This is a genomic window from Vibrio sp. Vb1127, assembly GCF_033338735.1.
GTDB classification, from domain to species: domain Bacteria; phylum Pseudomonadota; class Gammaproteobacteria; order Enterobacterales; family Vibrionaceae; genus Vibrio; species Vibrio alginolyticus.
In genome coordinates this window covers 158,997-183,742 of the sequence record NZ_JAWOTF010000009.1, presented here as the reverse complement: position 1 = coordinate 183,742, position 24,746 = coordinate 158,997, and the positions used below count along the sequence as shown (strand labels likewise).

General features: G+C 45.3%; 23 protein-coding genes and 1 tRNA gene. 12 read left to right on the top strand and 12 right to left on the bottom strand.

Translation table 11 applies throughout. The annotated features are described in order from the left end of the window. Positions 1–171 precede the first annotated feature (171 nt). On the top strand, positions 172–891 hold the full coding sequence (locus R7H07_RS14475) for an SIMPL domain-containing protein (RefSeq protein ID WP_005379714.1): 720 nt from the start codon (positions 172–174) through the stop codon (positions 889–891). A gap of 223 nt (positions 892–1,114) precedes the next feature. Beyond that, the gene (locus tag R7H07_RS14470) at positions 1,115–1,390 is read left to right on the top strand and encodes a hypothetical protein (RefSeq protein ID WP_005379716.1); all 276 of its coding nucleotides are present in this window, start codon (positions 1,115–1,117) and stop codon (positions 1,388–1,390) included. A 95-nt stretch (positions 1,391–1,485) separates the two neighbouring features. Here R7H07_RS14470 and R7H07_RS14465 read toward each other — a convergent pair whose 3' ends face one another. The 6 genes from R7H07_RS14465 to rpsU form a co-directional block, all read right to left on the bottom strand. Further along, a complete protein-coding gene (locus tag R7H07_RS14465) occupies positions 1,486–2,289 on the bottom strand; it encodes a MetQ/NlpA family ABC transporter substrate-binding protein (RefSeq protein WP_017633488.1) in 804 nt (267 codons plus the stop codon). 263 nt (positions 2,290–2,552) lie between these two features. After that, positions 2,553–2,628 (bottom strand) — tRNA-Ile (locus R7H07_RS14460). 155 nt (positions 2,629–2,783) lie between these two features. Next, complete coding sequence (rpoD, locus tag R7H07_RS14455; RefSeq protein WP_005395986.1) at positions 2,784–4,646, bottom strand: RNA polymerase sigma factor RpoD; 1,863 nt, start codon at positions 4,644–4,646, stop codon at positions 2,784–2,786. A gap of 99 nt (positions 4,647–4,745) precedes the next feature. After that, the gene (gene dnaG / locus R7H07_RS14450) at positions 4,746–6,512 is read right to left on the bottom strand and encodes a DNA primase (RefSeq protein ID WP_206959307.1); all 1,767 of its coding nucleotides are present in this window, start codon (positions 6,510–6,512) and stop codon (positions 4,746–4,748) included. Between the two features lie 149 nt (positions 6,513–6,661). Next, complete coding sequence (locus tag R7H07_RS14445; protein WP_005379720.1) at positions 6,662–7,105, bottom strand: GatB/YqeY domain-containing protein; 444 nt, start codon at positions 7,103–7,105, stop codon at positions 6,662–6,664. A 27-nt stretch (positions 7,106–7,132) separates the two neighbouring features. After that, positions 7,133–7,348 carry a 30S ribosomal protein S21 gene (rpsU, locus tag R7H07_RS14440; protein ID WP_001145625.1) on the bottom strand — a complete coding sequence of 72 codons (216 nt, stop codon included), beginning with the start codon at positions 7,346–7,348 and terminating at the stop codon, positions 7,133–7,135. Between the two features lie 230 nt (positions 7,349–7,578). Between rpsU and tsaD the strand changes: the two genes are divergently transcribed. Next, a complete protein-coding gene (gene tsaD, locus R7H07_RS14435) occupies positions 7,579–8,595 on the top strand; it encodes a tRNA (adenosine(37)-N6)-threonylcarbamoyltransferase complex transferase subunit TsaD (RefSeq protein ID WP_005379854.1) in 1,017 nt (338 codons plus the stop codon). Positions 8,596–8,771: 176 nt separating this feature from the next. Next, positions 8,772–9,587 (top strand): alpha/beta fold hydrolase, encoded by an 816-nt coding sequence (locus R7H07_RS14430; RefSeq protein WP_005379855.1) that lies wholly within the window; start codon positions 8,772–8,774, stop codon positions 9,585–9,587. A 34-nt stretch (positions 9,588–9,621) separates the two neighbouring features. Here the strand turns inward: R7H07_RS14430 and plsY are convergent, their stop codons facing one another. Beyond that, on the bottom strand, positions 9,622–10,233 hold the full coding sequence (gene plsY, locus R7H07_RS14425) for a glycerol-3-phosphate 1-O-acyltransferase PlsY (RefSeq protein ID WP_005379857.1): 612 nt from the start codon (positions 10,231–10,233) through the stop codon (positions 9,622–9,624). Between the two features lie 250 nt (positions 10,234–10,483). On the opposite strand from plsY, the gene folB reads away from it, so the two are divergent. The 3 genes from folB to R7H07_RS14410 are packed head-to-tail and all read left to right on the top strand — an operon-like array spanning position 10,484 to position 12,140. Further along, the gene (gene folB, locus R7H07_RS14420; RefSeq protein WP_005379859.1) at positions 10,484–10,843 is read left to right on the top strand and encodes a bifunctional dihydroneopterin aldolase/7,8-dihydroneopterin epimerase; all 360 of its coding nucleotides are present in this window, start codon (positions 10,484–10,486) and stop codon (positions 10,841–10,843) included. Next, positions 10,840–11,322, top strand: coding sequence for a 2-amino-4-hydroxy-6-hydroxymethyldihydropteridine diphosphokinase (gene folK, locus R7H07_RS14415; protein WP_005387457.1), 483 nt, complete (start codon positions 10,840–10,842; stop codon positions 11,320–11,322). Before folB ends, folK begins: the two co-directional genes overlap by 4 nt. Positions 11,323–11,336: 14 nt before the next feature. Further along, positions 11,337–12,140 (top strand): undecaprenyl-diphosphate phosphatase, encoded by an 804-nt coding sequence (locus R7H07_RS14410; protein ID WP_005387455.1) that lies wholly within the window; start codon positions 11,337–11,339, stop codon positions 12,138–12,140. Between the two features lie 52 nt (positions 12,141–12,192). On the opposite strand, the gene R7H07_RS14405 is transcribed toward R7H07_RS14410, so the two are convergent. Then, positions 12,193–13,413 carry a multifunctional CCA addition/repair protein gene (locus R7H07_RS14405; RefSeq protein WP_033906081.1) on the bottom strand — a complete coding sequence of 407 codons (1,221 nt, stop codon included), beginning with the start codon at positions 13,411–13,413 and terminating at the stop codon, positions 12,193–12,195. A gap of 137 nt (positions 13,414–13,550) precedes the next feature. On the opposite strand from R7H07_RS14405, the gene R7H07_RS14400 reads away from it, so the two are divergent. From R7H07_RS14400 to ggt, 3 genes are all read left to right on the top strand, one after another. Continuing rightward, positions 13,551–15,167 (top strand): ExeA family protein, encoded by a 1,617-nt coding sequence (locus R7H07_RS14400; protein ID WP_033906082.1) that lies wholly within the window; start codon positions 13,551–13,553, stop codon positions 15,165–15,167. Continuing rightward, positions 15,167–15,853: a general secretion pathway protein GspB gene (locus R7H07_RS14395; protein WP_005387437.1), complete on the top strand. Its 687-nt coding sequence runs from the start codon at positions 15,167–15,169 to the stop codon at positions 15,851–15,853. Before R7H07_RS14400 ends, R7H07_RS14395 begins: the two co-directional genes overlap by 1 nt. A 273-nt stretch (positions 15,854–16,126) precedes the next feature. After that, entirely contained in the window at positions 16,127–17,857 is a 1,731-nt protein-coding gene (gene ggt, locus R7H07_RS14390) for a gamma-glutamyltransferase (RefSeq protein WP_025768393.1), read from the top strand. Positions 17,858–17,945: 88 nt separating this feature from the next. Here the strand turns inward: ggt and R7H07_RS14385 are convergent, their stop codons facing one another. The 3 genes from R7H07_RS14385 to R7H07_RS14375 all read right to left on the bottom strand — a co-directional run bounded on the left by R7H07_RS14385 (position 17,946) and on the right by R7H07_RS14375 (position 20,807). Continuing rightward, a complete protein-coding gene (locus R7H07_RS14385) occupies positions 17,946–18,557 on the bottom strand; it encodes a TIGR04211 family SH3 domain-containing protein (RefSeq protein WP_005379900.1) in 612 nt (203 codons plus the stop codon). 178 nt (positions 18,558–18,735) lie between these two features. Continuing rightward, positions 18,736–19,995: an inorganic phosphate transporter gene (locus tag R7H07_RS14380; protein WP_005379898.1), complete on the bottom strand. Its 1,260-nt coding sequence runs from the start codon at positions 19,993–19,995 to the stop codon at positions 18,736–18,738. A gap of 131 nt (positions 19,996–20,126) precedes the next feature. After that, the gene (locus R7H07_RS14375) at positions 20,127–20,807 is read right to left on the bottom strand and encodes a TIGR00153 family protein (protein ID WP_005379896.1); all 681 of its coding nucleotides are present in this window, start codon (positions 20,805–20,807) and stop codon (positions 20,127–20,129) included. Between the two features lie 212 nt (positions 20,808–21,019). Here R7H07_RS14375 and R7H07_RS14370 point away from each other — a divergent pair, with 212 nt between their 5' ends. Beyond that, entirely contained in the window at positions 21,020–22,552 is a 1,533-nt protein-coding gene (locus R7H07_RS14370) for an inorganic triphosphatase (RefSeq protein WP_005379894.1), read from the top strand. Positions 22,553–22,593: 41 nt separating this feature from the next. Here R7H07_RS14370 and R7H07_RS14365 read toward each other — a convergent pair whose 3' ends face one another. Further along, the gene (locus R7H07_RS14365; protein ID WP_025768395.1) at positions 22,594–23,367 is read right to left on the bottom strand and encodes a potassium channel family protein; all 774 of its coding nucleotides are present in this window, start codon (positions 23,365–23,367) and stop codon (positions 22,594–22,596) included. Positions 23,368–23,472: 105 nt separating this feature from the next. Here R7H07_RS14365 and R7H07_RS14360 point away from each other — a divergent pair, with 105 nt between their 5' ends. Continuing rightward, positions 23,473–24,729 carry a methyl-accepting chemotaxis protein gene (locus R7H07_RS14360; protein ID WP_005379890.1) on the top strand — a complete coding sequence of 419 codons (1,257 nt, stop codon included), beginning with the start codon at positions 23,473–23,475 and terminating at the stop codon, positions 24,727–24,729. Positions 24,730–24,746 lie beyond the last annotated feature (17 nt).

Below are 24,746 nucleotides of genomic sequence, written 5' to 3'. Positions count from 1 at the left end.
AAAAGCATGAGCCTTTGGTGACAAACTAATGAAGCTTTATTGACTAAAGAAAACGGTATATCACTGTGCTATGAATCAAAACTCGCGTTATGTCTCCCTCTTAAAACAATAGATAGGCTATCTTATCTAGAACAAAGATTAAGCTAAGTTGATATTTATCAGGGGGAAATAATGGAACGAGTTTCCAATAAAGCAGCACTTTGGATTGGGCTAAGTTTGATACTTGGTCTTGGCATCCTTGGCTATTTTATGCAGCAGACGGCGGTGAAATACCGAGCCTATGAAAGAGTCGTTACAGTAAAAGGTTTGTCGGAGCGTGAGTATCCTGCTGATACGGTGATTTGGCCGATTCAATTTACTCTGGCGAGTAATGATATGGGAGCCATGTTTGATGAAATTGACCAGCAAACCCGTTTGATTTTGGACTTTCTAAGTGCCAAAGGGCTTCCTGAAACCAGCGTTTCCCTTTCTTCCCCAGCGGTCATTGACAGAAAAGCACAGCAATATGGGAGCGAGCAAGACATTGAGTATCGTTATTTGGCCTCGCGAACCGTTACGGTTTACAGCCAGAGTGTTGATGTTGTTCGAGCGGCAATCAATGAAATAGGTGAGCTAGGAAAACAAGGTGTTTTGCTTAACCAAGATCCTTATGCAAATCGTGTTGAGTACAGCTTTACTAAGCTGAATGATGTGAAGCCAGACATGATCGAAGAAGCGACTAAGAATGCGCGTGAAGTGGCTGAGAAATTTGCGAAAGACTCACAGAGTTCACTGGGTAAGATCAAACGTGCAACTCAAGGGCAGTTCTCGATTTATGACCGAGACAGCAACACGCCTTACATTAAGAAAGTACGAGTGGTATCGACGGTTCAATATTACTTATCTGATTAAAGTTGCGCTCATATAGTCAATAGTTGGTCGTTCCATCACCTTCTATTTGTAGAGGTATCTATGCTCTGTGATAGGGAAATCAGTCTTCGCTGACGCTATATACAAGTACTTTTTTATAAAACTAAGTTCTTAACAGTGATGAGGTGAGTTTGATAATAATCAAGCTCACTTGTTTCTTATGAGCGTAAGTTAGTATGACTTATTGCTAGAAGGAATTAGTATCATGGCATACAAGCACTTTGTTAGAGAACTACTGGGTTTAGCGATTGTTGTCTCTGTCGTCTTTGGCGTATTAGGCGTGATGTTAGAGCTCTTCGCACTGACGGCACTTTGGGAGCATCAGCAAACGATAGCCGATGTTTTTTTCCATGAATCTCTCTACTTCATCGTATTTTTAATCCCACCATACTTCCTCTGGAAGTTGATTAACCGCCCTGAATTGGTTTCTGCTGATCAAGCTTATTTGGCAATGAAGTTAGAGGCTGAAAGTCGACAATGAGTCGATTTAGTGAGTAATGAAAAGAAGAGGCTATGAGAAAACATTAGCCTCTTTTCTATCTGATTCGTGGGGCAAAGTATTCGCTGCTTTATTGATTAAAAAGCTGCTTCGATTGTGCCTTTGAAAGTGCGATCGAGATAATCACGAATCGCTTGAGATTGATAAATAGAAACGAACTTTTTATACGCTTCATTATTTTTGTCTGCGTCACGAGTGGCGATGACCATGACTGCTAATGGGGCGTCTTTTGCTTCAAGATAGATACTTTGTTTCTTCGGATCTAAACCAGAAGACATTACGTAGTTCATTGTAATCGCAGCCGCGTCCACATCATCTAATGTTCTTGGTAGCTGAGCGGCATCTACCTCGACAAATTCAAATGATTTTGCGTTTTTTGTGATATCAGTTAGGGCGGCTTTATGGCCAACACCCTGTTTCAGCTCAATTAAACCTGCATCGGCGAGTAGCAACAGACCACGACCACCGTTGGTAGGGTCATTTGGAAGCGCTATACGTGCATTGTTTGGAAGCTCTTGCAGTGAGCGATACTTATTGGAATAAAGCCCCATACGCATAAGAATGGACTGACCAATTGATACTAATTGGGCGTTATGGCTACTGTTGAAGTTGTCTAAAAATGGCTGGTGCTGATAGCTATTAATATCGATGCTACCATCGCTAAGAGCGGCATTAGGTGTCACGTAGTCAGAAAACTCAATGACTTCGACATTCAAACCTTGCTTCGCTGCCTCCTTCGCTACCGCCTCGACTACTTGTGCATGTGGCCCAACTGTCGCGCCCACTTTAATGACAGAGTCATCTTTTTCTCCACAAGCGCTTAAGCCGACTACTGCCGTGAGAATCAAAGCTAGTTTCTTTAAGTGACCAATACTTTTCATTGTAGCTCCATTTTTTTGTTTTAGACGTCCATACGTTTGTATGTCCATCCTATCAGAAGTTGTCTGAGGGTCAATGGTTTAAATCACGAGCGGACATTTTGTTTCATTGCTACATATAGAAAGCCAGATAATAGTTAAAGAAAAGGGGAAGAGGAAAAGCTATTACGAGGTTAATGACGAGTTACCGCAACCGAAATTGTACCCAAAGATATAAGATACAAAAAAAGCGTAGTAGGTATTAACCTGCTACGCCTTTCGGAATATGGTGGCCCCTCGCAGACTTGAACTGCGGACCAATCGATTATGAGTCGACTGCTCTAACCACTGAGCTAAGGGGCCTTAATAGGACAACGATTATAGGGGAAGCGTTGCAAGGTGTCTAGATACCAACTAGGGCAATTGCGCTTAGTTTTTATCCACTTAGAACAGTAGATAATAAAAAAGGTGACCTAAAGTCACCTTTTTTGATTTCTAAAAGCTTGTATGCGCTGCGATTATTCGTCTAGGAAGCTGCGCAGAGTCTCTGAGCGGCTTGGGTGGCGAAGTTTACGTAGTGCTTTTGCTTCGATCTGACGGATACGCTCACGAGTAACGTCGAACTGCTTACCAACTTCTTCTAGAGTATGGTCAGTATTCATGTCGATACCAAAACGCATACGAAGTACTTTCGCTTCGCGTGGCGTTAGACCTGCAAGCACGTCTTTTGTTGCCACCTTAAGGCTAGTTGCAGTTGCAGAATCTAACGGAAGTTCTAGCGTTGTATCTTCGATAAAATCACCTAGATGCGAATCTTCGTCGTCACCGATTGGTGTCTCCATTGAGATAGGCTCTTTAGCGATTTTTAGAACTTTACGAATCTTGTCTTCTGGCATTTGCATGCGCTCTGCCAGTTCTTCCGGTAGTGGCTCACGACCCATCTCTTGCAACATTTGACGAGAGATACGGTTTAGCTTGTTGATCGTTTCGATCATGTGTACCGGGATACGAATCGTACGTGCTTGGTCCGCGATTGAACGAGTGATTGCCTGACGGATCCACCACGTTGCGTAAGTCGAGAACTTGTAACCACGACGATATTCGAACTTATCTACCGCTTTCATCAGACCGATGTTACCTTCCTGGATCAGATCCAAGAACTGTAGGCCACGGTTGGTGTATTTCTTCGCGATAGAAATTACAAGACGCAAGTTCGCTTCAACCATCTCTTTCTTCGCACGGCGAGCTTTTGCTTCACCGATAGACATACGACGGCTGATGTCTTTAATGTTCTGTACGTTTAGAGAAGTCTCTTCTTCAATCATTTTTAGCTTAGCGATTGAACGACGGATTTCTTCTTCGTTACGTTTGATCTTTTCAGCGTATGGCTTGTCTGACGCAAGAACTTCATCCAGCCAAGCTTCACTTGATTCATTACCAGTGAACAGCGCGATGAATGATTTCTTCGGCATTTTGCCGTATTCAACCACGGACTTCATGATCAGACGCTCTTGTGTACGAACGCGATCCATAGCAGTACGCAGTTCATTCACTAGGTGATCAAACTGTTTAGGCGTTAGACGAAACTCGCGGAATACGTCTAGCATCATTTCATTAGCAACGGTTGCTTTCGGGCTGTTATAGCCGTACTCATTGATTGCTAATTGAAGATTTTGATAGGTGCTGCGTAGTTGGTTGAATTTCTCTAGCGCTAATTCTGGATCGATACCTACATCTTCTTCAGAATCATCTGAATCGTCATCGCTATCTTCGTCGTCATCAACGTCTTCATCGTCTTCTTCTTCTAACTGAGATTCAGTCAGTTCAGAACCGATGTGTGTTGCCGTTGGTGCAGCGGTGTCGTCAGCATCTGGATCTACAAAACCTGAAATTAGGTCTGTAAGACGTAGTTCTTCAGCTTGAACTTTGTCAAATTGCTCAAGAATGTACGGAATTGTGCCTGGGTATTCAGCAACAGACGATTGAACTTGGTTAATACCTTCTTCAATACGTTTTGCGATGTCGATTTCGCCTTCGCGAGTTAGAAGTTCGACAGTACCCATCTCACGCATGTACATACGTACTGGGTCTGTTGTACGACCAATCTCACTCTCTACGCTAGAAAGTGCAGCGGCTGCAGCTTCGGCTGCATCTTCATCGGTAATATTTGTGTCATCGTTCAGTGCTAAATCATCAGCATCAGGAGCAGTTTCTACTACCTTAATGCCCATGTCGTTGATCATCTGAATGATGTCTTCTACCTGTTCTGAATCTACGATTTCAGCAGGTAGGTGGTCATTTACTTCGGCGTAGGTCAGATAGCCTTGTTCCTTGCCTTTAATAACAAGTGACTTTAGCTGTGACTGCGGATTGTGATCCATAGACGGTATCCAACTTCGTAATCTGGTGAAGGAATCAGTATGCGAAATGCAAACCACTTACTATAACAAATTAAATCGTTGCTGACTAATTAAACAGGGTTACGCTTTTAAATCTAGCATAAGTGCTAGCAGCTCCCTTTTCTCTTCGGCTGATAAACCGACACTTCTTGCTTTGGCCTGCAGGTTTTCAATTTGTTTTTCTACGCACTGGGCAATAATTTTATCCAGTGAGTCTAAAAAGATTTCTTCTTGGTTGTCCTCATCGAGTGGAATGTCCCAACTCGCGAGACGAGACAGAAGGGTCTCATTTTGGCTGTTTCGCCAATGCTCTAATAATTGGCCTGTGTTGATATGGGGATGCGCTTGGCATTTATCAAGTACATCAACAAATAAACTTAGACCAGGAATGGGCAAATCTCTAACGCTAGTTAGATCTGGCACCATACTTACGTATTGTGGGTTTTGAATCAGTAACGCGATCACTTCTCGCATCGGCGTTCGCTTGATTTCTTTATGAGGTTGAGGCCTTTTATCCTCTTTACCTTGTTTTGAAATTAGCTGCTGTAGTTGGCGTTCATCAACCAAACCCAAACGGCGGCCAAGCAATTCTCTCAAGTATAGTCTTAAAGTGCCGCCAGGGACTTTATCAATGAGAGGAACCGCAAGAGTACTCAGTTTTGCCATGCCTTCTTTCGTGCTCATATCGACCTGCTGAGTCAATGAGCTGAACATGAATTCAGACAAGGGCATCGCATTAGACACTTGCTGCTCAAATGCTTGTTTTCCGTTTTGTCGGATATAAGAGTCGGGATCTTCTCCATCCGGCAAAAACATGAATTTTAACTGGCGACCATCCGTTAGGTAAGGCAATGCATTTTCCATGGCACGCCACGCGGCTTCACGGCCTGCGCGGTCACCGTCATAACAACACACGACGGTGCTTGTTTGCCTGAATAACACTTGCAAGTGATCGCCCGTTGTCGAGGTTCCCAATGAGGCAACGGAATAATCTACGCCATATTGAGCAAGCGCGACAACATCCATATAGCCTTCAACCACTAAAATTTGTGGTGGCTCACGGTACGCTTGTAGTACTTCATAAAGGCCATACAACTCTTTACCTTTATGAAATATCGGGGTTTCGGGTGAGTTGAGATATTTTGGTGTCCCATCACCTAATACTCGACCACCAAAGCCTATTACTCGACCGCGTCTGTCTCGAATAGGAAACATCACTCGACCACGGAATCGGTCGTAGCGGTTGCCTTTATCGTTTTCAATCAACATGCCGCCAGTGACGAGCATGTCTTGGTTTTCTTTATTCTGGCCAAAGTTCTTACGAACTAAATCCCATTCATCAGCCACATAGCCGATGCCAAACTTCTGGACGATTTCACCAGACAGGCCGCGATCTTTTAGATACTCAATCGCCACCTTACTTGCTGGCTGTTTGAGTTGGTTACGATAAAATTGAGCAATGCTGCCCATTAAGTCGTATAGGTTACGTTTTTCACTGCTGCTTGCTTGTGGGCCTGATTGAAACGAAGCATTACCGCCGCTACGTTGTTCGCGAGGAACATCTAAACCCAAGTATGAAGCGAGTTCTTCAATGGCTTCGACGAATTCTAGTCGGTCGAATTCCATCAAAAAATCGATGGCATTTCCATGCGCGCCACAACCAAAACAATGGTAGAACTGCTTTTCTTGACTGACACTGAATGAGGGTGTCTTTTCGTTGTGGAACGGGCAGCATGCGCCGTAGTTTTTGCCTTTTTTCTTAAGTTTCACACGTGCGTCGATGATATCGACAATATCAAGTCGAGCTAGAAGGTCATCGATAAAACTGCGAGGGATGTGTCCAGCCATAAAACCTAACAAAAAAAGAAGATGATGAGTGGAGTGAATGCCTTAAAAGAATGAGCGTATTGCCCATTGATTTCATTCCATCCATCCAGATACAAACAAGCCGTGCGCTCCAAAGGATAGCACGGCTTGCTGCAATTGGGTGGGGTACCTTAAGCCAATTTAGCGCGAACTAAACCGCTTACTTTACCCATATCTGCACGCCCTTGAATTTGCGGTTTCAGAACGCCCATTACTTTGCCCATGTCTTGCATGCCAGCTGCGCCAGATTCAGCAATCGCGTTCTCGATGAGAGCCGCTACTTCTTCGTCTGTCAGTGGTTGAGGCATAAAGTCCTCAAGAACGGTAATTTCTGCTTGTTCCGCATCAGCAAGATCTTGACGACCCGCTGCTTCAAACTGCGCTACAGAATCGCGACGTTGTTTAACCATCTTGGTCAATACTGCAAGAATGTCGTCATCGTTCAGAGTAATCTGTTCGTCAACTTCACGTTGCTTGATTGCTGATAGGGCTAAACGAATAGTACCAAGGCGCAATTTGTCCTTGGCTTTCATCGCTAATTTTTGCTCTTCTTTGAGTTGATCAATCAGAGCCATAACTAAATTCCTTTTGGAGCTCAGTTATTAGTACAGGCGAACGCGACGAGCGTTTTCGCGAGCTAGCTTCTTAGCGTGACGCTTTTGAGCTGCTGCTTTAGCGCGTTTGCGAACTGTAGTTGGTTTTTCGTAGTGCTCACGACGACGCACTTCAGAAAGGATACCTGCTTTTTCGCAAGAGCGCTTAAAACGACGTAGAGCAACGTCGAACGGTTCGTTTTCACGTACTTTAACTACTGGCATATGCCTTTCACCTCAGGGGTTATTCGTTAACGCTGGTATTCAACAGACCAAATCACAATTGTTAGGTCTCTTACCAGCTTGATCAAAAATGGTGCGGAATTTTAATCCGATCACAACTACTTTGTAAAGCCTTTTGTCGATTATTGTCTGTACAAAATTTGTTTGCAGCACCAAGGCGAGGTAATATGACGCCCAAATTTCCTCTATACAGAAAGCATACTGAGAAAACCATGCGCATTATTGGTATTGAAACCTCTTGTGACGAGACTGGCATCGCAATTTATGACGATGAAAACGGTCTCTTGTCACACAAGCTATACAGCCAAGTAAAACTGCACGCAGATTACGGCGGTGTGGTGCCTGAGTTGGCTTCACGTGACCACGTAAAGAAAACCATTCCTCTTATTAAAGAGGCACTAAAAGAAGCGAACTTAACTTCAAAAGACATCGATGGTGTCGCGTATACCGCGGGGCCTGGTCTTGTTGGGGCGCTATTAGTGGGTGCGACTATCGGTCGCAGTATTGCTTATGCTTGGGGAGTGCCAGCGGTACCTGTTCATCATATGGAAGGTCACCTATTGGCCCCAATGTTGGAAGATAACCCTCCACCGTTCCCGTTTGTGGCGGTATTAGTATCGGGCGGTCACTCTATGATGGTGGAAGTGAGAGGCATCGGTGAGTACAAAATTCTAGGTGAGTCGATTGATGATGCGGCGGGCGAAGCGTTTGATAAAACAGCGAAGCTAATGGGTTTGGATTACCCAGGCGGTCCACTATTATCTAAACTGGCGGAAAAAGGTACACCGGGCCGCTTTAAGTTCCCGCGCCCAATGACGAATGTGCCAGGTTTGGACATGAGTTTCTCTGGTCTAAAAACCTTTACGGCTAACACGATTGCTGCAAACGGTGATGACGAGCAAACCCGCGCGGACATCGCATTGGCATTTGAAGAGGCTGTGTGTGCTACGTTGGCTATTAAATGTAAGCGCGCGCTTGAGCAAACAGGCATGAAACGCATTGTTATTGCTGGTGGTGTGAGTGCTAACCGTCGTTTGCGAGCTGAGTTAGAGAAGTTAGCGAAGAAAGTTGGCGGCGAAGTTTACTACCCACGTACTGAGTTCTGTACAGATAACGGTGCGATGATCGCTTACGCAGGCATGCAGCGCTTGAAGAATGGCGAAGTGGCTGATATGTCAGTAGAGGCTCGTCCACGTTGGCCAATTGATCAACTAACACCTGTCGCTTAGTCAAATTTATGCGGTAGGTTTGAAACCGGTTCTTTGTAATAAAGGTCTCTGCTCCTCAGAGGCCTTTATTTTTAATTATTCAATGAACCGCCTCGTTTTACATTCTGACTGATGCGATCAGTTCGCGATTGTTTCAGTGCTAGGATGACGTGGAAGAATAAGAAATGGATATAACAATGAATAAGTTTGAAATTGAAGGTCAGCAACTTGCTTATCTAGATAAAGGTGAGGGCCCTGTGCTTCTATTTGGTCATAGTTACCTTTGGGATAGCCAAATGTGGGCGCCACAAGTTGAGGTTTTAAGCCAGTCATTCCGTTGTATTGTGCCAGATCTTTGGGCACATGGTGAATCGGACGCTGCACCTGCATCGACACAGTCATTGGCCGACTATGCACAACATATGTTGGCATTGATGGATCATTTAGATATCGAAGAATTCTCGATAGTGGGCTTATCTGTTGGCGGCATGTGGGGAGCTGAGCTAACGGCTCAAGCGCCGCAACGTGTTAAGTCACTGGTATTGATGGATACCTTCATTGGCTGGGAGCCAGAAGTTACGTATAAAAAGTATTTTGCAATGCTTGATACCATCAGCCAAGTCCAAGCAGTGCCTGCGCCAATTATTGAAGCCGTTGTGCCGCTGTTCTTTGCCAACAACGTCAATCAGGATAACCCTAAACTTGTCGCTTCATTCAAACGCAGTTTAGAAGAGCTGAACGGTGAGCGTGCGGTGGAAGTAGCTCGCATGGGGCGCATGGTGTTTGGTCGCCGTGATGTGATTGAAGATTCGGAAAAATTCGCTCTGCCGACGTTAATTGCGGTGGGCTGTGAAGATAAGCCTCGCCCGGTTTTCGAATCGTATTTAATGAAAGACTGTATCACGGGCAGTGAGTTGGTAGAAATTCCGCAAGCGGGACACATCAGTTGTTTAGAACAGCCGGAGTTCGTCAACCAAATGTTGTTGAACTTCCTGAATCGAGTTCATGCGTAACCAATGCATCCCTCTTTAAACGAAAAACTCGGCATTAAGCCGAGTTTTTTTGTGTCAGTTTCTTCTCGCCGATTTTTGGCTCGTCGCCAGACAAAAGCCGACGAATATTTTGATGATGCTTAAATACGATTAAGCAACACAGCATAGCAACAGGTAACGTGTATTGCGGTTTAAACATCCAAGTATAAAACGGAGTGACCAAAACCGTGACGAGAGCCGCTAAGGATGAATAGCGGAATAGCGCGGCTACTGACAGCCAAGTTAACATCACCAATCCTGTTAAGTCCAAACCAATCGGAGCGATAGCGCCAAGCGCGGTTGCGACACCTTTTCCGCCTTTAAAGTGGAAAAAGATGGGGTACATGTGGCCAAGACAGGCAGCAATGGCGATGACGCCAAGAATGATAGGGTCGATACCAAGAAAGTATCCGCCCCACACGGGGATAGTGCCTTTGAGCATATCGCACAACAAGACTGAAACAGCGGCTCCTCGTCCGCCAATACGCAATACGTTCGTTGCTCCAGGATTGTTAGATCCCACACTGCGTGGGTCTGGCAGTTTTAAGAGTCGACAGATCAAAACCGCACTGGAAACCGAACCTAATAAATAGGCGGCCATTGTCATTATCAGTGCCAGTGCGTCCATAGAAGTCCTTGATGGATTGGAATTTAATGCTCGGTTCCCGCGTAGTTGCTATCATACCCCGAATTTACATAATGCAGAAATCCTCACTGTGATAGAGCTTGCATTATGTGATTTCTTGTATATAAAGATGCTTTCGCAGTTTATACCTAAGTAACATTGTGATGACCAAAGTCAATGTTACTTAGGTATAGAATACTACGATCAAATTACCCCTCACGGGTATCCGACCTCTGTAATAGAAGGACATAAGATGGCTCTGGATAAAGTTTTTATTGAACAGTTAGAAGTAATCACCACAATTGGCGTGTACGACTGGGAGCAACAAATCAAACAAAAGTTGGTTCTAGATATTGAAATGGCACACGATAATAAACCTGCGGGCAAAAGTGATGATGTGCAAGATGCACTGGATTATTCGCAGGTGAGTGAGGCGGTACTTAACCACATTGAAAATGGTCGTTTCTTACTGGTCGAGCGCGTGGCTGAAGAAGTAGCAGAGCTTATCATGCTGCGTTTCTCAGTGCCTTGGGTGAAAATCCGCCTAGCGAAGCCTGGCGCCGTGCCGCAAGCACGTGCTGTTGGTGTGGTGATTGAGCGAGGCCGAGCATGATCACCACCTATATCGGTGTTGGGACGAACGTAGAAAGAGAGCAACATGTGCTTGCTGCGTATCAGGAGCTGCAACGGCTTGGAGAAAATCTCCTCGTATCACCGATATATGAATGCGAACCTATTGGTTTTAGCAGCAAGAATTTCTACAACTTTGTCGTTGCAATGCGTACCGAGTTGTCATTAGAAGAGTTGAGCCATCAACTACGCGAGATTGAATTTAAGTGGGGACGCGAAGAAAACGCGCAAAAGTATCAGGATCGAACACTGGATCTCGATATAGTGTTGTTCGGTGAGCGCGTCTCCAAGAAAAAACCTGAGCTACCTCGCAGTGATATCTACAAATATCCTTTTGTCACAAAGCCGCTGTATGATCTCGAACCGCAATTAGTGATCCCAGGCGATGGACGCACAGTCGCAGACATTTGGCATGCTATGCAGCCAGTCGATTCGCTCAAACCCGTTTCCTTTCATTTTTAATTTGAGTTGTTTACATGAGTTATTTTGAAGCCTTTATTTTGGCTCTGATTCAGGGGCTGACAGAGTTTTTGCCTATTTCAAGCTCTGCCCATTTGATCCTGCCTTCCGCTATTTTAGGATGGGAAGACCAAGGTCTAGCCTTTGATGTTGCTGTTCACGTCGGTACATTAATGGCTGTCGTGATCTATTTTCGTCATGAAGTAATCACTTTGTTTCAAGCGTTATTTGCTTCGATCTTTAAAGGAGATCGCAGTAAAGAAGCTAAATTGGCTTGGATGATCGTGATTGCGACGATTCCAGCTTGTGTGTTCGGCCTATTGATGAAAGACATCATTGAAGTGTATCTACGTAGCGCTTACGTCATCGCGACTACTACGATCGTATTTGGCTTGTTGCTATGGTGGGTAGACAAAAACGCTGAACTCGTTGCCGATGAATACCAAACGGGTTGGAAGAAAGCTGTATTTATCGGTATTGCCCAAGCCTTAGCGATGATTCCTGGAACTTCACGTTCAGGGGCGACCATTACAGCAGCGCTTTACCTTGGCTTTACTCGAGAAGCGGCTGCCCGCTTTTCATTTTTAATGTCGATCCCAATCATTACATTAGCTGGTAGCTACTTAGGTATGAAGTTAGTGACCAGTGGTGAACCTGTCCATGTTGGTTTCTTAATGACTGGCATTATCACATCGTTTATCAGTGCGTACATCTGTATCCACTTCTTCTTGAAGATGATTTCACGCATGGGCATGACACCGTTTGTGATTTACCGTCTGATTTTGGGCATCGGTTTGTTCGCTTTTCTATTAAGTTCATAATTGATGTTAACGAAAAACGCCCGCGAAATCCGCGGGCGTTTTTGTTTGTTCGTTACTTCTTAAGTGCTGCTTTCACTGCTTCAATACGTCGTTTTTCTTGCTCGTCACGAATCGCAGGGCCTTTAAAGCCCTCTTTGATTATGATTTGAACGTCAACTGCCGCTGCTGCTTGGTAGGCTTGCCTAAAAATATCCGCCTGTGGATATGGTTGCGTTTCCAGTCCTTTACGACCAGCGTGATCCGCTTGGCAGCAAAGCAAGATATCTTGCAGACGTTCGGACTTACGCCACACATCGAGCTTATTGAGTATTTTAATTATGGTTTGTGGTTTAAGTTCAGCCGCGCGATGAATATTGGAGTGCTGTTCGCACACCATCAAGGCTAAATCACGAAACTCATTTGGTACCCGGACACGTTCGCACAGCTTTTTGATCAGTTTTAATCCTGTATGGCAATGCATTTTGTGGCTTGGCCATTCGCTCTCTGGCGTCACGCCCTTACCCAAGTCATGCACTTGGGCGGCAAACCTGACGGGGAGTGAGTTACTCAATTTTGCGGCTTGCTCTGCCACCATCAAAGTATGGATGCCAGTATCGATTTCTGGATGCCACTTCTCAGGTTGAGGTACGCCAAATAGTGCATCAATTTCAGGTAACACCACGGTTAATGCACCACAGTCTCGTAGAACCGATAAGAAAATATCAGGGCGAGGAGTAGAGAGAGATTTATGCCATTCTTGCCAAACACGCTCGGGAGTCAGTGTGCTCAGCTCTCCGGACTCTGCCATGTGACGCATTAACCGCATGGTTTCGTCGGCAACCGTAAAGTTTAGATCAGCAAGCTTCGCTGCGAAGCGAGCGACACGTAAAACGCGTAGAGGGTCTTCAATAAAGGCGTCTGATACATGGCGTAGCAGTTTATCGTTGAGATCTTGCTGGCCACCATATGGGTCATGGATCGTGCCATCACTCTCCATTGCCATCGCGTTAATGGTTAAATCACGACGTATCAAATCTTCTTCTAAGGTGACGTTTTGATCGAAGAAACATTCAAAACCAGTGTAACCAGAACCTGACTTTCTCTCTGTTCGTGCAAGGGCATATTCTTCTTTACTTTTGGGATGCAGAAATACAGGAAAGTCTTTACCAACGGCGGTGTATCCTTGGGACAGCATCATCTCGGGCGTCGAGCCTACGACCACCCAGTCGTTGTCATAACTATCAATTCCGAGCAATTTATCTCGAACTGCGCCACCTACTAAATAAACTTGCACGAATTACCTCTTAATTTATGGATATGCCGTTGGACATTGTAGCAAGCAATGGTACTTTTCTTTACTCCTAAGAATAGAAGAAGAGCGTTTATACCATGTCTGACTATTCCCAGGTGGTTTTTTAGCTGGAGAGCCTAATGTATAAGGACTTTTTTGGGTTTGTCGAACAACCATTTTCGATTGTTCCAAACTCACGTTATTTGTATTTAAGCCAACGTCACAAAGAGGCAATCACACATCTCCAAGCTGGGCTAGGCGATGGCGGTGGCTTTGCTATGCTTACTGGCGAAGTAGGTACAGGCAAAACGACCGTCGCAAAAGCGATGCTGGCGAATTTGGGTGATAACACCAAAGCGGGTCTTATTCTCAATCCCACGTTTTCGAGTAGAGACTTGCTCGAAGCCATTTGCGATGAGTTCAAAATCACCTATCCGCCAGATGCAAACCTCAAACAGCTAAACCAGGTTATCCATCAATATTTGCTGCGTAATTATCGTTCAGGCTGGCAGACATTGCTGGTCATTGATGAGGCTCAACACCTTGCTGCCGACGTTCTAGAGCAGTTGCGCTTGTTGACCAACTTGGAAACCGATACCAGAAAATTGCTCAAAGTGTTGTTGGTCGGGCAGCCTGAATTGCAGCGGTTATTACAAACAACACAACTACGCCAACTTGCCCAGCGTATTACCGGGCGTTATCACCTGTTGCCGTTGGATGAAAAAGAGACAGAAGATTACATCGCATTTCGACTACATACAGCAGGTGGCGACCAGCAACTGTTTAATCGTGCTTCTTGTAAACTTATAGCCAAATACAGTCACGGTATACCGCGGCTCATCAACCTTATCTGTGACAAATCCCTCAACATTAGTTATCACCAGGGTAATGTGGTGGTGGATAAGCAAACCGTTCAGCAGGCCTGTGAAGAGGTGATGCAGTTTCAGGCAGATATTTATCAGCAAGATAAAAAAGAGCGCCGGACTTTCCGTTGGCCTGCTTGGGGCTCTGTCACGGTAGGCCTTATTGCTGCATTAAGTACGGGGTGGGCGGTCGTGAATTATATGCCAGCTCAAGCGACGTCAGTGTTGACACAAGTGACGGAGCCAAGAGTAGAGCCAACACCAACCGTCGTCAGCCAACAGTTAACTGATGAGCAGCGTGATTTATTGTTAACACAAAAACAGTCGAACCTCGCTGTAAATGATTTGTATCGTTTGTGGGGATATCAAGCATCGGTTCGCGATAATCTTTGTTTGTCAGAACCGCAGTCGACTATGCGTTGTGAGCGTAAAATGGCGACTTGGCCGCTGTTGATGCAACAAAATCGCCCTGTGATCTTGGAGTTGAATTATCAAGGTGATGTTGGGTATGTCATTCTATATGCCGTCGGTAATGACCAAGCTGAAGTGCTCAATGGTAAGCAGCGTCTTCGTCTGCCAGTTTCGTGGCTAAAGCCGTTGTGGCAGGGCAATATTATCGAACTGTGGCATGCTCCGCTGAATGAAACATTACGTTTAGACATGGAAGGCCCTGCGATTGAAGTATTAGACCGATTATTAGCAGAAGCGGTGAGTGAGCCACTGCTTGAAACGTCTATTTTTGATGGTGCGATGAAAGAGCGAGTCGAATTATTTCAACGTTGGCAAGGAATTGGTGTCGATGGTATTGCAGGTAAGCGAACGCTAGACCGACTTCAGCAAAATGTTCAGCCAGATGCGCCTCAACTGGCGAGAATCGAGAAGGAGGACGCATAATGTCAGCTGTGAAACATATAGGTCTGTTCTTGCTGCCAATCACTGCTTCTGCTATCGGAGTCGCTTGGTACTTAGATCTCTTTGCACCGAGTGTTGAAGTAGATACAACGTCCCCGATAGAAAAGGTCGAAGTGGTATCACCTTTCAAAGTATTGGACTATCCAGAGAACACCCAGTTGGCCCAATTGCCAAGAGAGTGGCCAAGTGCAGAGCTATCGCGTGATTTTGGTACATTTACCACCCCCGATGAATACACGAGCCATACACCAAGCAGAGATGAAACACGCAACTCAGCATCAACCCAAACGACTTCTGCTGCTGAAGAGGACCTCGGGTTGTCTTTGGATGATCTGGATTTATCCTCATTATCTCCTGATTTAGCTAGGAAGGTCGAAAATGCCTTATCCCGAGATGATGACAATTCGTCATCACAAACGGCACGCGTGAACGATTTAGAGCGCAACGCTCACCAGTGGCAAGGGCGTCTACCTGCGCTTAATTTGCAAACCCATATGTATGCCAGTGATGAAAATCGCCGTTGGGTGAAAATTAACAATGTTGAGTATCATCAAGGGGATGTCGTTGATGATCAGGTCACTCTAAGAGAAATACAACCGCAAGCTGTGATTGTTGAGTTCCAAGGTGAGCAAATTCGTATACCAGCGTTGTATGAGTGGAAAGGGTAACTCTTGTAGAAACACATCAAGCCAGCGAAATCATATCGCTGGCTTTTTATTTTTCAGAGCATCTTTTGCATCTATTCTGATGATGATTTTTAGATACTCAAACAAGCAAAATATAGCTTTTCTCAGTCGTTTAAATAGCACCAATATCATTCATCTATTGATAGCGCGATTCCAGTCAGCGTTGTGTAAAAAGACACCATCTTCACGAACTTCGGAGTAATGACTTGGTCCACGTTAGACCCCATCACATAATAGGAGTCTAAACAGAGACACATGCGTATTCTGATTTTTTCTTTAAGCATTGTTGCATCGACAAGCTATGCAGCAAAGCCAGACCCATTCCCAGTTACACCAGATAGTCGCGGGCAAGATTTCATGGTCAGTGCGACGAATCCTTACGTGAGCAGTACCGGTTACTCAATATTGAAAGAAGGCGGTAACGCTGTTGATGCTATGGTTGCGATGCAGATGGTGATGTCTGTCGTTGAGCCAGATATGACCGGAATTGGCGGCGGGACTTTCGCGCTGTTTTATCAACATGACGAGAAAAAATTTCTGGCCCTTGATGGTCGAGATGAAGCACCCTCTAGCGCGAACCCTGAAATGTTTGTTGAGAATGGGGAAGTACTCAGTCGCAACGAAATATTAGGCCCTCGTTCTGTTGCGGTTCCGGGCACGTTGCGGTTGCTTTACACCACTCATGAACAATACGGCAAGTTGCCATGGGCAGAGCTGATTAAGCCGGCGATTACATTGGCGAGCAATGGGTACGCGATGAACAGCTACACCTACGACATCGTAGTAAGAGAGCAAAGCCGACTTGAGCAAGATCCGGAAGTGAAAGCCTTGTATTGGCAAGGGGACGATATTAAGCCGACGGGAACCTTGATGAAGAACCCTAAGATGGCTGAGACGCTGAGGAAGATCGCGCAACAAGGCGATCGTTACCTTTATGGTGGTGAGCTTGGTCAGCACATCGTAGAGACGGTTAATAGTCGTATTGATGACCAACACGAGAAGTTGTCTTTAGAAGATTTTAAACATTACCAAGTGAAGCAGCGTGACATCATTGAGAGCGACTACCGTGGGAATAAAATCGTCTCTTTTGGTTACCCAGCTTCGGGCGGTGTGATGGTCGCTCAGAGTCTTGAACTGCTCGCACCCTATGACATTGCCCATATGGCGAAAACGGATGTGGAACCTTGGCGTCTCATGACTGAAGCGATGCGAATTGCAAAAGCCGATCGTATTGCGTATGCCGGAGATCCGGATTATGTGGAAACGCCAGTTGAACAGTTGTTGTCTAAAGCCTATCTAGATCAGAGACGTGATTTAATCCCTGATAATGGCACTTTAAAAGAGGATCCAAAAGCAGGACAGATAACGCAAACTCAGTATGCGCAATATCAAGGCTTCGAGAGCAAAGATACAGGGCATATTTCTATCGTCGATAGAGATGGAAATGCAATTGCGATGACCAGCACGGTAGGAACGGGTATGGGCTCGGGTGTGATGGTCGATGGCGTTATCTTGAATGCGCAGATGGCTAACTTCTCACCTCAGCCAACGGTTAACGGCAAGCCTACGCAAAACTCAATTGAAGCGGGCAAGCGTCCACGTTCGGCTATTACGCCATTAATGGTGATGGACAGTGATGATAACTTGCGTTTGGTGGTTGGGTCACCAGGTAGTTCACAAATCCCGGGGTATGTACTCAAAACCGTGGTTGGGGTGCTGGATTGGAATTTATCAGCGCAAGAGGCTATTGACTTACCAAACATCCAGTATGGCACTAAGATAGACCGCACCAAGTCTTATGACCCGACTGGTTTGCTGGTGGAAAAGAAAACGTTCGCAGAAATGTTGGTGCCTGAGTTTATGGAGCTTGGCTACCCAGTGCACGTTATTCCAGTGGTAAGCGGTTTGAATGCAATTGAGCTAAAAGATGGCAAGCTTTATGGCGCAACGGATCGTCGTCGAGCCTCTAGTTCAATGGGGGAGTAGTACTCACTTCTATCAAACGAAGCAAACTAAAAAGCCAGTCAATATCGACTGGCTTTTGCGTTCTTTTTAAAGATAAAAGCGTAAGGGTTTATGCCCAACCCGCAGGAGAGCGCTTTCTACGAGGCATGACATGCGGAAGAATCAAACCAAATAGTAAACCTAAACCTGCAACACCGCCGCCATAAGTGAAGTACTTAAGCAGCATGTCATCTTTTTGTGTATCCAGCTTTGCGCGTAGCTCGCGGTTTTCTGTTTCAACAGAAGTAAGCTGATCACTGATCTCAGAGTATTTATTTTCTAGATCTGAAATTTGTTGGTTACGTGTTTCGAGAGAGGTAACAAGACCTGCTTTCTCTGCATCAGAAGTTTGACGAGCATTAGCAAGCTGCTCTTTTACTTCGGCTAGCTCTTTCTCAATGCGAGGAAGGCGAATTGCCATGCTCTCTTGGTTTGTCACAAACTTGCTTTGTACCCAACCAGTGCGACCACGGTCATCACGAACTTGCGTGTAGCCAGTATCTCGGTTGGTTTTAATCAGTTGTACTTTAGAACCGGCGTTAACACTACCAATAATACGGTAGGTGTTATTTGGACCTGAGTGCATAAAAGTGAAGAGGTCATCAGAAATATAACGGTCTGCTGCTAGGGCCGCTGGCGCTGCTAGCAAAGTAAACAAAACCGTGATGATTAGTTTTTTCACAGTAAATCCCTTAACGATTTTTCTTGGAGACAGCGTTGGCACCGAATGATTGGAGCCGGAAATAGACGAATAGTATGCAGTTTCAAACTTCGGTGCAACAAAGAAGGGAGGCAAAGCCTCCCTTTCTGTGCGTTTGAGTCAATAATGACAAAGCGCTTACATTCTATTGACGAGTGTCTTAAGCGAACATCGCTTGAAGTCCGTAGAAGAATACTACGGCCAATAACGCACCCGCTGGTAGTGTAACGATCCATGATGCCACGATGTTACGAACTACGCCTAGGTTCAGTGCTGCGATACCACGAGCAAAGCCAACACCGAGAACCGCACCAACCAATGTTTGAGTGGTTGAAATTGGCAGGCCTGTACCAGACGCTAGAACTACCGTACATGCTGTTGCTAGCTGTGCTGCAAAACCGCGGCTAGGCGTTAGCTCAGTGATGCCTGTACCAACGGTTGCCATTACTTTGTGACCCAGTGTTGCAAGACCGACCACGATACCAATACCGCCAAGAGGTAGAATCCACCAAGCGATGGTGCTTTTCGTGCTGATTTCGCCCATGTGTTCAACAGTCGATACGACAGCAGACAGTGGACCAATGGCGTTTGCAACGTCGTTTGAACCGTGTGCAAATGCCATCGCACAAGCGGTGATAACCATCAGAACGCTGAAGATACCTTCCACGCCAGAAAAGCTGCGGTCTTCTTCGCGATTAGCGAATTTTTTCTGGATGTATACGTAGCCGCCAATCATCACAAGTGCTGAAACTGCAGCTGCCCACATCCAGGCTTCACCATTGGTCAGGTGAAGACCAACGTGTTTTAGACCTTTTTTGATGGTTACAAGTGCAATCACCATTGTTGTGATGAACATGTAAACAGGTACAAAACGTTTCGCATTAAACAGAGGGTTCTCTGTATCAAAAATCAGGCGTTGTGCGCTGACAAAGATAACGTAAGCAAAGAAACCTGAAATCACTGGCGTAATAATCCAGCTACCAACAATGCCTTGAACGCTGCCCCAGTCAACCGCTTCAGTACCTACTGATACGCACGCAAAACCAATGATTGCACCGATAATTGAGTGAGTCGTTGATACTGGCCAGCCCATGTAAGAGGCAAGAAGCAGCCATGTACCTGCTGCCAAAAGCGCAGACATCATGCCGTAGACAAGAACATCTGGTTGACTAGCAAATAAAGAAGTTTCGATTACACCTTTACGGATAGTGTCGGTTACTTCACCGCCTGCAAGGTAAGCACCTGCAAATTCGAAGATCATCGCAATGATGATAGCTTGTTTTACAGTTAGCGCTTTTGAACCTACAGATGTACCCATCGCATTAGCAACGTCGTTCGCGCCAATACCAATCGCCATCATGAAACCAAAAATCGCTGCAACAATAATCAGGACAGTGCCGTAGTTCGCAAGGATATCCATCGTAATACCTAGTTGTTTTATAACAAGCGGAACAAAATTTTACGCGCGCCAAACCATAAGACGATGAAAATAGTCATCGTCCCTATGACACGTGTTAATTATGCTCTTCGTTATGTCGTTAACTTTATGTTTTAAGATCGAGATAGCATGACTTCCAAACGAGCACCTACGCGCTGCGCTTGGTCGGCAATACCACCTACCCATTCAAGAATCTTGTACAGGAACATGACATCGATAGGGTTCATGTCAGCTTCAATCACCATCAACTGTTGGCGAAGTTCAATCTGCATGGCATCGGTATCATCTTCGATAACGTCTAATTGATGAATCATTTCAGCGACGAGCGTCACTTCACGGCCTTTGAAGCCGGTTTCTAGCAATTCATCAAGTTCATTGATTACCTTTTGCGCCTGATCGGCAGCATCAAGACAACGTTGAACGTAAGCGAGGAAGTTTGGTTGGAGAGCCTCAGGGATGACAAGTTGACGACCATATACACGGCCAGCAATGTCTTTTGCCAGGTTTGCAAGTTTGTCCTGTTGAGTCAAAAGCTCAAGCATGTCAGTACGGTCGACTGGCATGAACAAACCGCGAGGCAGTTTTAGACGGATTTCACGTTTCAGCACATCCGCTTCTTTCTCTAGGTGAGAAATTTGTGCACGGATTTCTGCTGCTTTTTCCCAATCACCCTTTGAAGATACTTCAAAGAATTTCACCAAGTGTGAACAACATTCGTTGACACACACAACGTGGCGTTGCAAAGGCTTAATTGGGGACTTTGCAAATAACCCCATAATTGTATTTACTGGCATGGTCATTCAACCTAATAACTATAACCTTAAAAAAACATACACCATTTCTGAGTGCTTGGCGAAATGTTGAACGATGGCTATAAAGGCGCGCATGGTAACGCATTAAATCGCTCATTAAAACTGTTTTAGATCATCATTCCGGCGATATTTCTCTCTTGCCGTGTGAGAAATTACGCAATATCCTGTTTCTATCTGCTTTGAAAGGTATAGCTATGGAAACCGAAATAGAACTGAAGTTTTTTGTTTCTCCTGAATTTTCAGAAACTTTAAAAGAAAAAATTTCTGAGACAAAAGTACTTCAGCATAGTTGTCGTGACTTGGGTAACACCTATTTTGATACTGCCGATAAATGGCTCAGAAAGCACGACATTGGTTTAAGAATTCGCCGTTTTGATGATGTATTCGTCCAAACCGTAAAGACAGCAGGACGCGTCGTCGCAGGCTTACATCAAAGACCAGAATACAATGCTGAGCACACTAGCGACGAGCCTAATCTGTCGCTTCATCCTCTAGATATTTGGCCTCCAGGTAAAGATGCAGAAACGCTGCAATCCGAGCTTATGCCATTATTCTCGACCAACTTCACACGTGAACAATGGCTGATTGGCATGCCCGATGGCAGTCAGATTGAAGTTGCTTTTGACCAAGGCTTAGTTGTAGCCAAAGGTGAAGACGAAGAAGAGAAGCAAGAGCCAATTTGCGAAGTTGAACTGGAACTTAAGTCTGGCCAAACCGAAGCTTTATTCACACTGGCACGCAGCTTTTGCGAGCAAGGTGGTATGCGCTTGGGTAACTTGAGCAAAGCGGCGAAAGGTTATCGACTTGCAAGCGGTTATGCGGGTGATGAAGTAAAATCATTGGCACTTGTGGACAGTAGTCCGACGGATACCGTTGAATTTTGCTTGATCAACTCTTTAGAGCACGCTTTGTCTCATTGGCATTATCACGAGCAAATTTATGCTGAGCGTGACAGCGTGGAAGCACTGCGTGAAATCAGTAATGCCATTCGTTTCATTCGTCAAACATTGACCATTTTTGGCGGGATTGTCCCTCGTCGCGCGAGCGCGATTCTGCGCCAAGAGCTTAAATGGTTGGAAGAAGAACTGAGTTGGTTGGATGAGCATGCACACCTTGAAGAGCTTTTAGATGACAAAGGCAATGTGCTGCGCAAGTTGGATGCACGTAAGTTCTTAGTATCTGAGTTGACTCAGCAGTTACAAGAGTTGCCAAGCCGTGAAGAAGTGCTAGGGTTGCTCAATTCCGCGCGTTACACAGGGTTACTGCTGGATCTAAGCCGCTGGATCTTAGCGCGCGGTTGGCAGCCATTTCTTGATGAAAAAGCACGTGAAAAAATGGCAAGTAATATCATGCCGTTTTCAGTTACTCAGCTCGATCGCACTTGGGCTGAGCTAATGGAAGCTTTCCCAGCAGAGCGCGATTTGACGGCGCAAGAGTACGTTGATCAGCGTTATCGCTTATTGCGTAACCTCTATACTGGTATTGGTTTCGCGAGTTTGTATAACTCGGATGAGCGTAACAGCTTCCGTTTACCATGGGCGGATCTGGTGCATGGTATCGATGATCTGCTAATGCTGAACCACTTGCTCCCGTTGGTTGATATGCTGGAAGACGCAGAAAAAGAGCAGTTAGAACGCTGGTTGCACCGTCAAGAGCGCTCAATTTTGCATGCAATGGATCAAACCCGAGCGATCAGTGTGGAAGTACAGCCTTATTGGCGTGAATGATCGTTCTGGTGGTAACGACAAAAAAATAGGACCGCATGGTCCTATTTTTTTGTCTCTGTTTTACGTTGTTGTAGCTCTTTTTCCATGAAATCGAGTCGTTCTAGTATTTGAGCTTGTTGGGTTAGGAGCTGCTCGAGCATACGTTCTTTATTGATTGAACTGTGCGTCTGTTGTTTCGTTGGGGCAGTAAGGATAGAGGTGATAAGACCCGAGATCATACCAAAGATACCCACCCCGCAAACAATGATGATGACAGCCAAAAACTTTCCTATGGAGGTCACTGGATAATGATCGCCGTAACCAACCGTTGAGATTGTTACAAATACCCACCACAAAGCATCGGCGCCAGTACGAATATTCGCTTCTGGGTTTTTCGCTTCGATAAACAGCATTGCACTAGAACCGAGTGTTATGAGGATAACCATCAATAGCAGTATAGAGGCGACCGTGGTTTCGCGGCGGTTTTCTTTGAGCTGATGCAAAATGAACTTTGACGAACGCAGTACTAATACCACTCGCATAATATGAAAAATACGAGCAAAGCGCAGGGGCTCTATCAATGGGATGCTCGCCACGAAATCTATCCAATGACGTTTAAGGAATAACCAGCGATCTGTGGACCGGATCAAATCAATGGTGAGCTGTAGTAGAAAAATACTACAGATTATGAAATCCAGACCGATAAGAACTTGACGGGTTTCGTGATCGATCGGGAAAAACAACAAGCCAGAGATCACAAATAGTGCCATAAAAGACAATATTAGTGACAACAGGCCCATCGGTCGTGTGCTGTCTTTGATATCATTGTTTTTCATACGAAGCTCAAAATAAATCGCGTAACCACGCAAAGCGCGAACATAACTATAAGTAATATAAAGATTATAGATAAAGACTATATAAGACTCGGTGGAGAACTGACAATGGAAAAGCTGGCATTTAAGCCATGGGAAAGGGTCATATCCGACATTCGACTGGTGCCTAAAATGGTCATGTTGATGGTCTTCAGTACTGTCCTGATCGTGGCAAAACAACTGTGGGACGCAAACACTTTTTACGACTCACTTTTAGCGGCGACACAAAACGCGCAAGTTGCCCAACAGCATTATGAAGCATATTTAACGCAAGTTGCTTGGCAAACCGCCTTATTGATTGTGGTTTTTGTCGTGCTCTTATTAGCGGCGGCTAGAGTGATGTTGCGTCAAACACAGTATCTGAGCGACGCGATCAAACTGATGGCGAGCAAGAACCTCTCTGTTCCATTTGGTATGGATTGTAAAGATGAATACGGAGACGTGGCACGTGAATTAGAAAAGACACGTCGACAATTGCACGATGTTATTCAAATGCAAATTAATGCGTCTGATGAATTATCAACGCTCACCGAAGTCATGACGCTGAGCATGTCGGAAACGAAGGAATCGGCGCAAGAAGAGTTTAACGAAATTGATCAACTTGCTACGGCGATGAGTGAAATGTCGTCGACGGTCCAAACGGTTGCGGAACATGCCCAGACGGCATCTTCTCTAACAGAGCAAGCTTCCGCACAAGCAATTTCTGGTCAGCAGTTCTTGCAAAGTACAATGGCGAAAATGAGTGAACTTTCGTCGGATATCGCTTCATCGGCACAAGCGGTTAACCAAGTTGAAGAACGTGTTGAAGCCATTGGTAGCGTTGTAGGGACGATTCAAGGCATTTCTGAACAAACCAACCTGCTTGCACTGAATGCGGCGATTGAAGCGGCGCGAGCTGGCGAGGCTGGGCGGGGTTTTGCTGTGGTTGCAGATGAAGTTCGTAACCTTGCCCAACGTACACAACAAGCGACGGTAGAAATTCAAGAGATGATCGCACAGCTGCAAACCAGTGCTGAATCTGCGGTAGAACTCATGGAAAAAAGCGTTGTAGAAGCGGCAGATGGAAACGAGCTGGTTTCTAATGCTGGATCTGAGCTCGATGGTATTGTTGGGCAAGTGACGCAAATCAATGACATGAACTTCCAGATCGCGACGGCGTCTGGTCAGCAAAGCAGTGTTGCAGAAGAGATGAGCCAAAACCTCACCAATGTACGTGAGTTGGTTGAAGCCTCAGTTGTTGTTGTTACCGAGCTGCTAGAAACCTCTGAAATGATGCAAAATAATGCAGGTGAGCTAGACAAGAAGATCAAATCTTTCCAAGTTTAATATTCGATCCCGAACTT

Coding starts and splice junctions, on each gene's coding strand:
- R7H07_RS14475 (WP_005379714.1), top strand. CDS start 172: ATGGAACGAGTTTCCAATAAAGCAGCACTTTGGATTGGGCTAAGTTTG.
- R7H07_RS14470 (WP_005379716.1), top strand. CDS start 1,115: ATGGCATACAAGCACTTTGTTAGAGAACTACTGGGTTTAGCGATTGTT.
- R7H07_RS14465 (WP_017633488.1), bottom strand. CDS start 2,289: ATGAAAAGTATTGGTCACTTAAAGAAACTAGCTTTGATTCTCACGGCA.
- rpoD (WP_005395986.1), bottom strand. CDS start 4,646: ATGGATCACAATCCGCAGTCACAGCTAAAGTCACTTGTTATTAAAGGC.
- dnaG (WP_206959307.1), bottom strand. CDS start 6,512: ATGGCTGGACACATCCCTCGCAGTTTTATCGATGACCTTCTAGCTCGA.
- R7H07_RS14445 (WP_005379720.1), bottom strand. CDS start 7,105: ATGGCTCTGATTGATCAACTCAAAGAAGAGCAAAAATTAGCGATGAAA.
- rpsU (WP_001145625.1), bottom strand. CDS start 7,348: ATGCCAGTAGTTAAAGTACGTGAAAACGAACCGTTCGACGTTGCTCTA.
- tsaD (WP_005379854.1), top strand. CDS start 7,579: ATGCGCATTATTGGTATTGAAACCTCTTGTGACGAGACTGGCATCGCA.
- R7H07_RS14430 (WP_005379855.1), top strand. CDS start 8,772: ATGAATAAGTTTGAAATTGAAGGTCAGCAACTTGCTTATCTAGATAAA.
- plsY (WP_005379857.1), bottom strand. CDS start 10,233: ATGGACGCACTGGCACTGATAATGACAATGGCCGCCTATTTATTAGGT.
- folB (WP_005379859.1), top strand. CDS start 10,484: ATGGCTCTGGATAAAGTTTTTATTGAACAGTTAGAAGTAATCACCACA.
- folK (WP_005387457.1), top strand. CDS start 10,840: ATGATCACCACCTATATCGGTGTTGGGACGAACGTAGAAAGAGAGCAA.
- R7H07_RS14410 (WP_005387455.1), top strand. CDS start 11,337: ATGAGTTATTTTGAAGCCTTTATTTTGGCTCTGATTCAGGGGCTGACA.
- R7H07_RS14400 (WP_033906082.1), top strand. CDS start 13,551: ATGTATAAGGACTTTTTTGGGTTTGTCGAACAACCATTTTCGATTGTT.
- R7H07_RS14395 (WP_005387437.1), top strand. CDS start 15,167: ATGTCAGCTGTGAAACATATAGGTCTGTTCTTGCTGCCAATCACTGCT.
- ggt (WP_025768393.1), top strand. CDS start 16,127: ATGCGTATTCTGATTTTTTCTTTAAGCATTGTTGCATCGACAAGCTAT.
- R7H07_RS14380 (WP_005379898.1), bottom strand. CDS start 19,995: ATGGATATCCTTGCGAACTACGGCACTGTCCTGATTATTGTTGCAGCG.
- R7H07_RS14375 (WP_005379896.1), bottom strand. CDS start 20,807: ATGCCAGTAAATACAATTATGGGGTTATTTGCAAAGTCCCCAATTAAG.
- R7H07_RS14370 (WP_005379894.1), top strand. CDS start 21,020: ATGGAAACCGAAATAGAACTGAAGTTTTTTGTTTCTCCTGAATTTTCA.
- R7H07_RS14365 (WP_025768395.1), bottom strand. CDS start 23,367: ATGAAAAACAATGATATCAAAGACAGCACACGACCGATGGGCCTGTTG.
- R7H07_RS14360 (WP_005379890.1), top strand. CDS start 23,473: ATGGAAAAGCTGGCATTTAAGCCATGGGAAAGGGTCATATCCGACATT.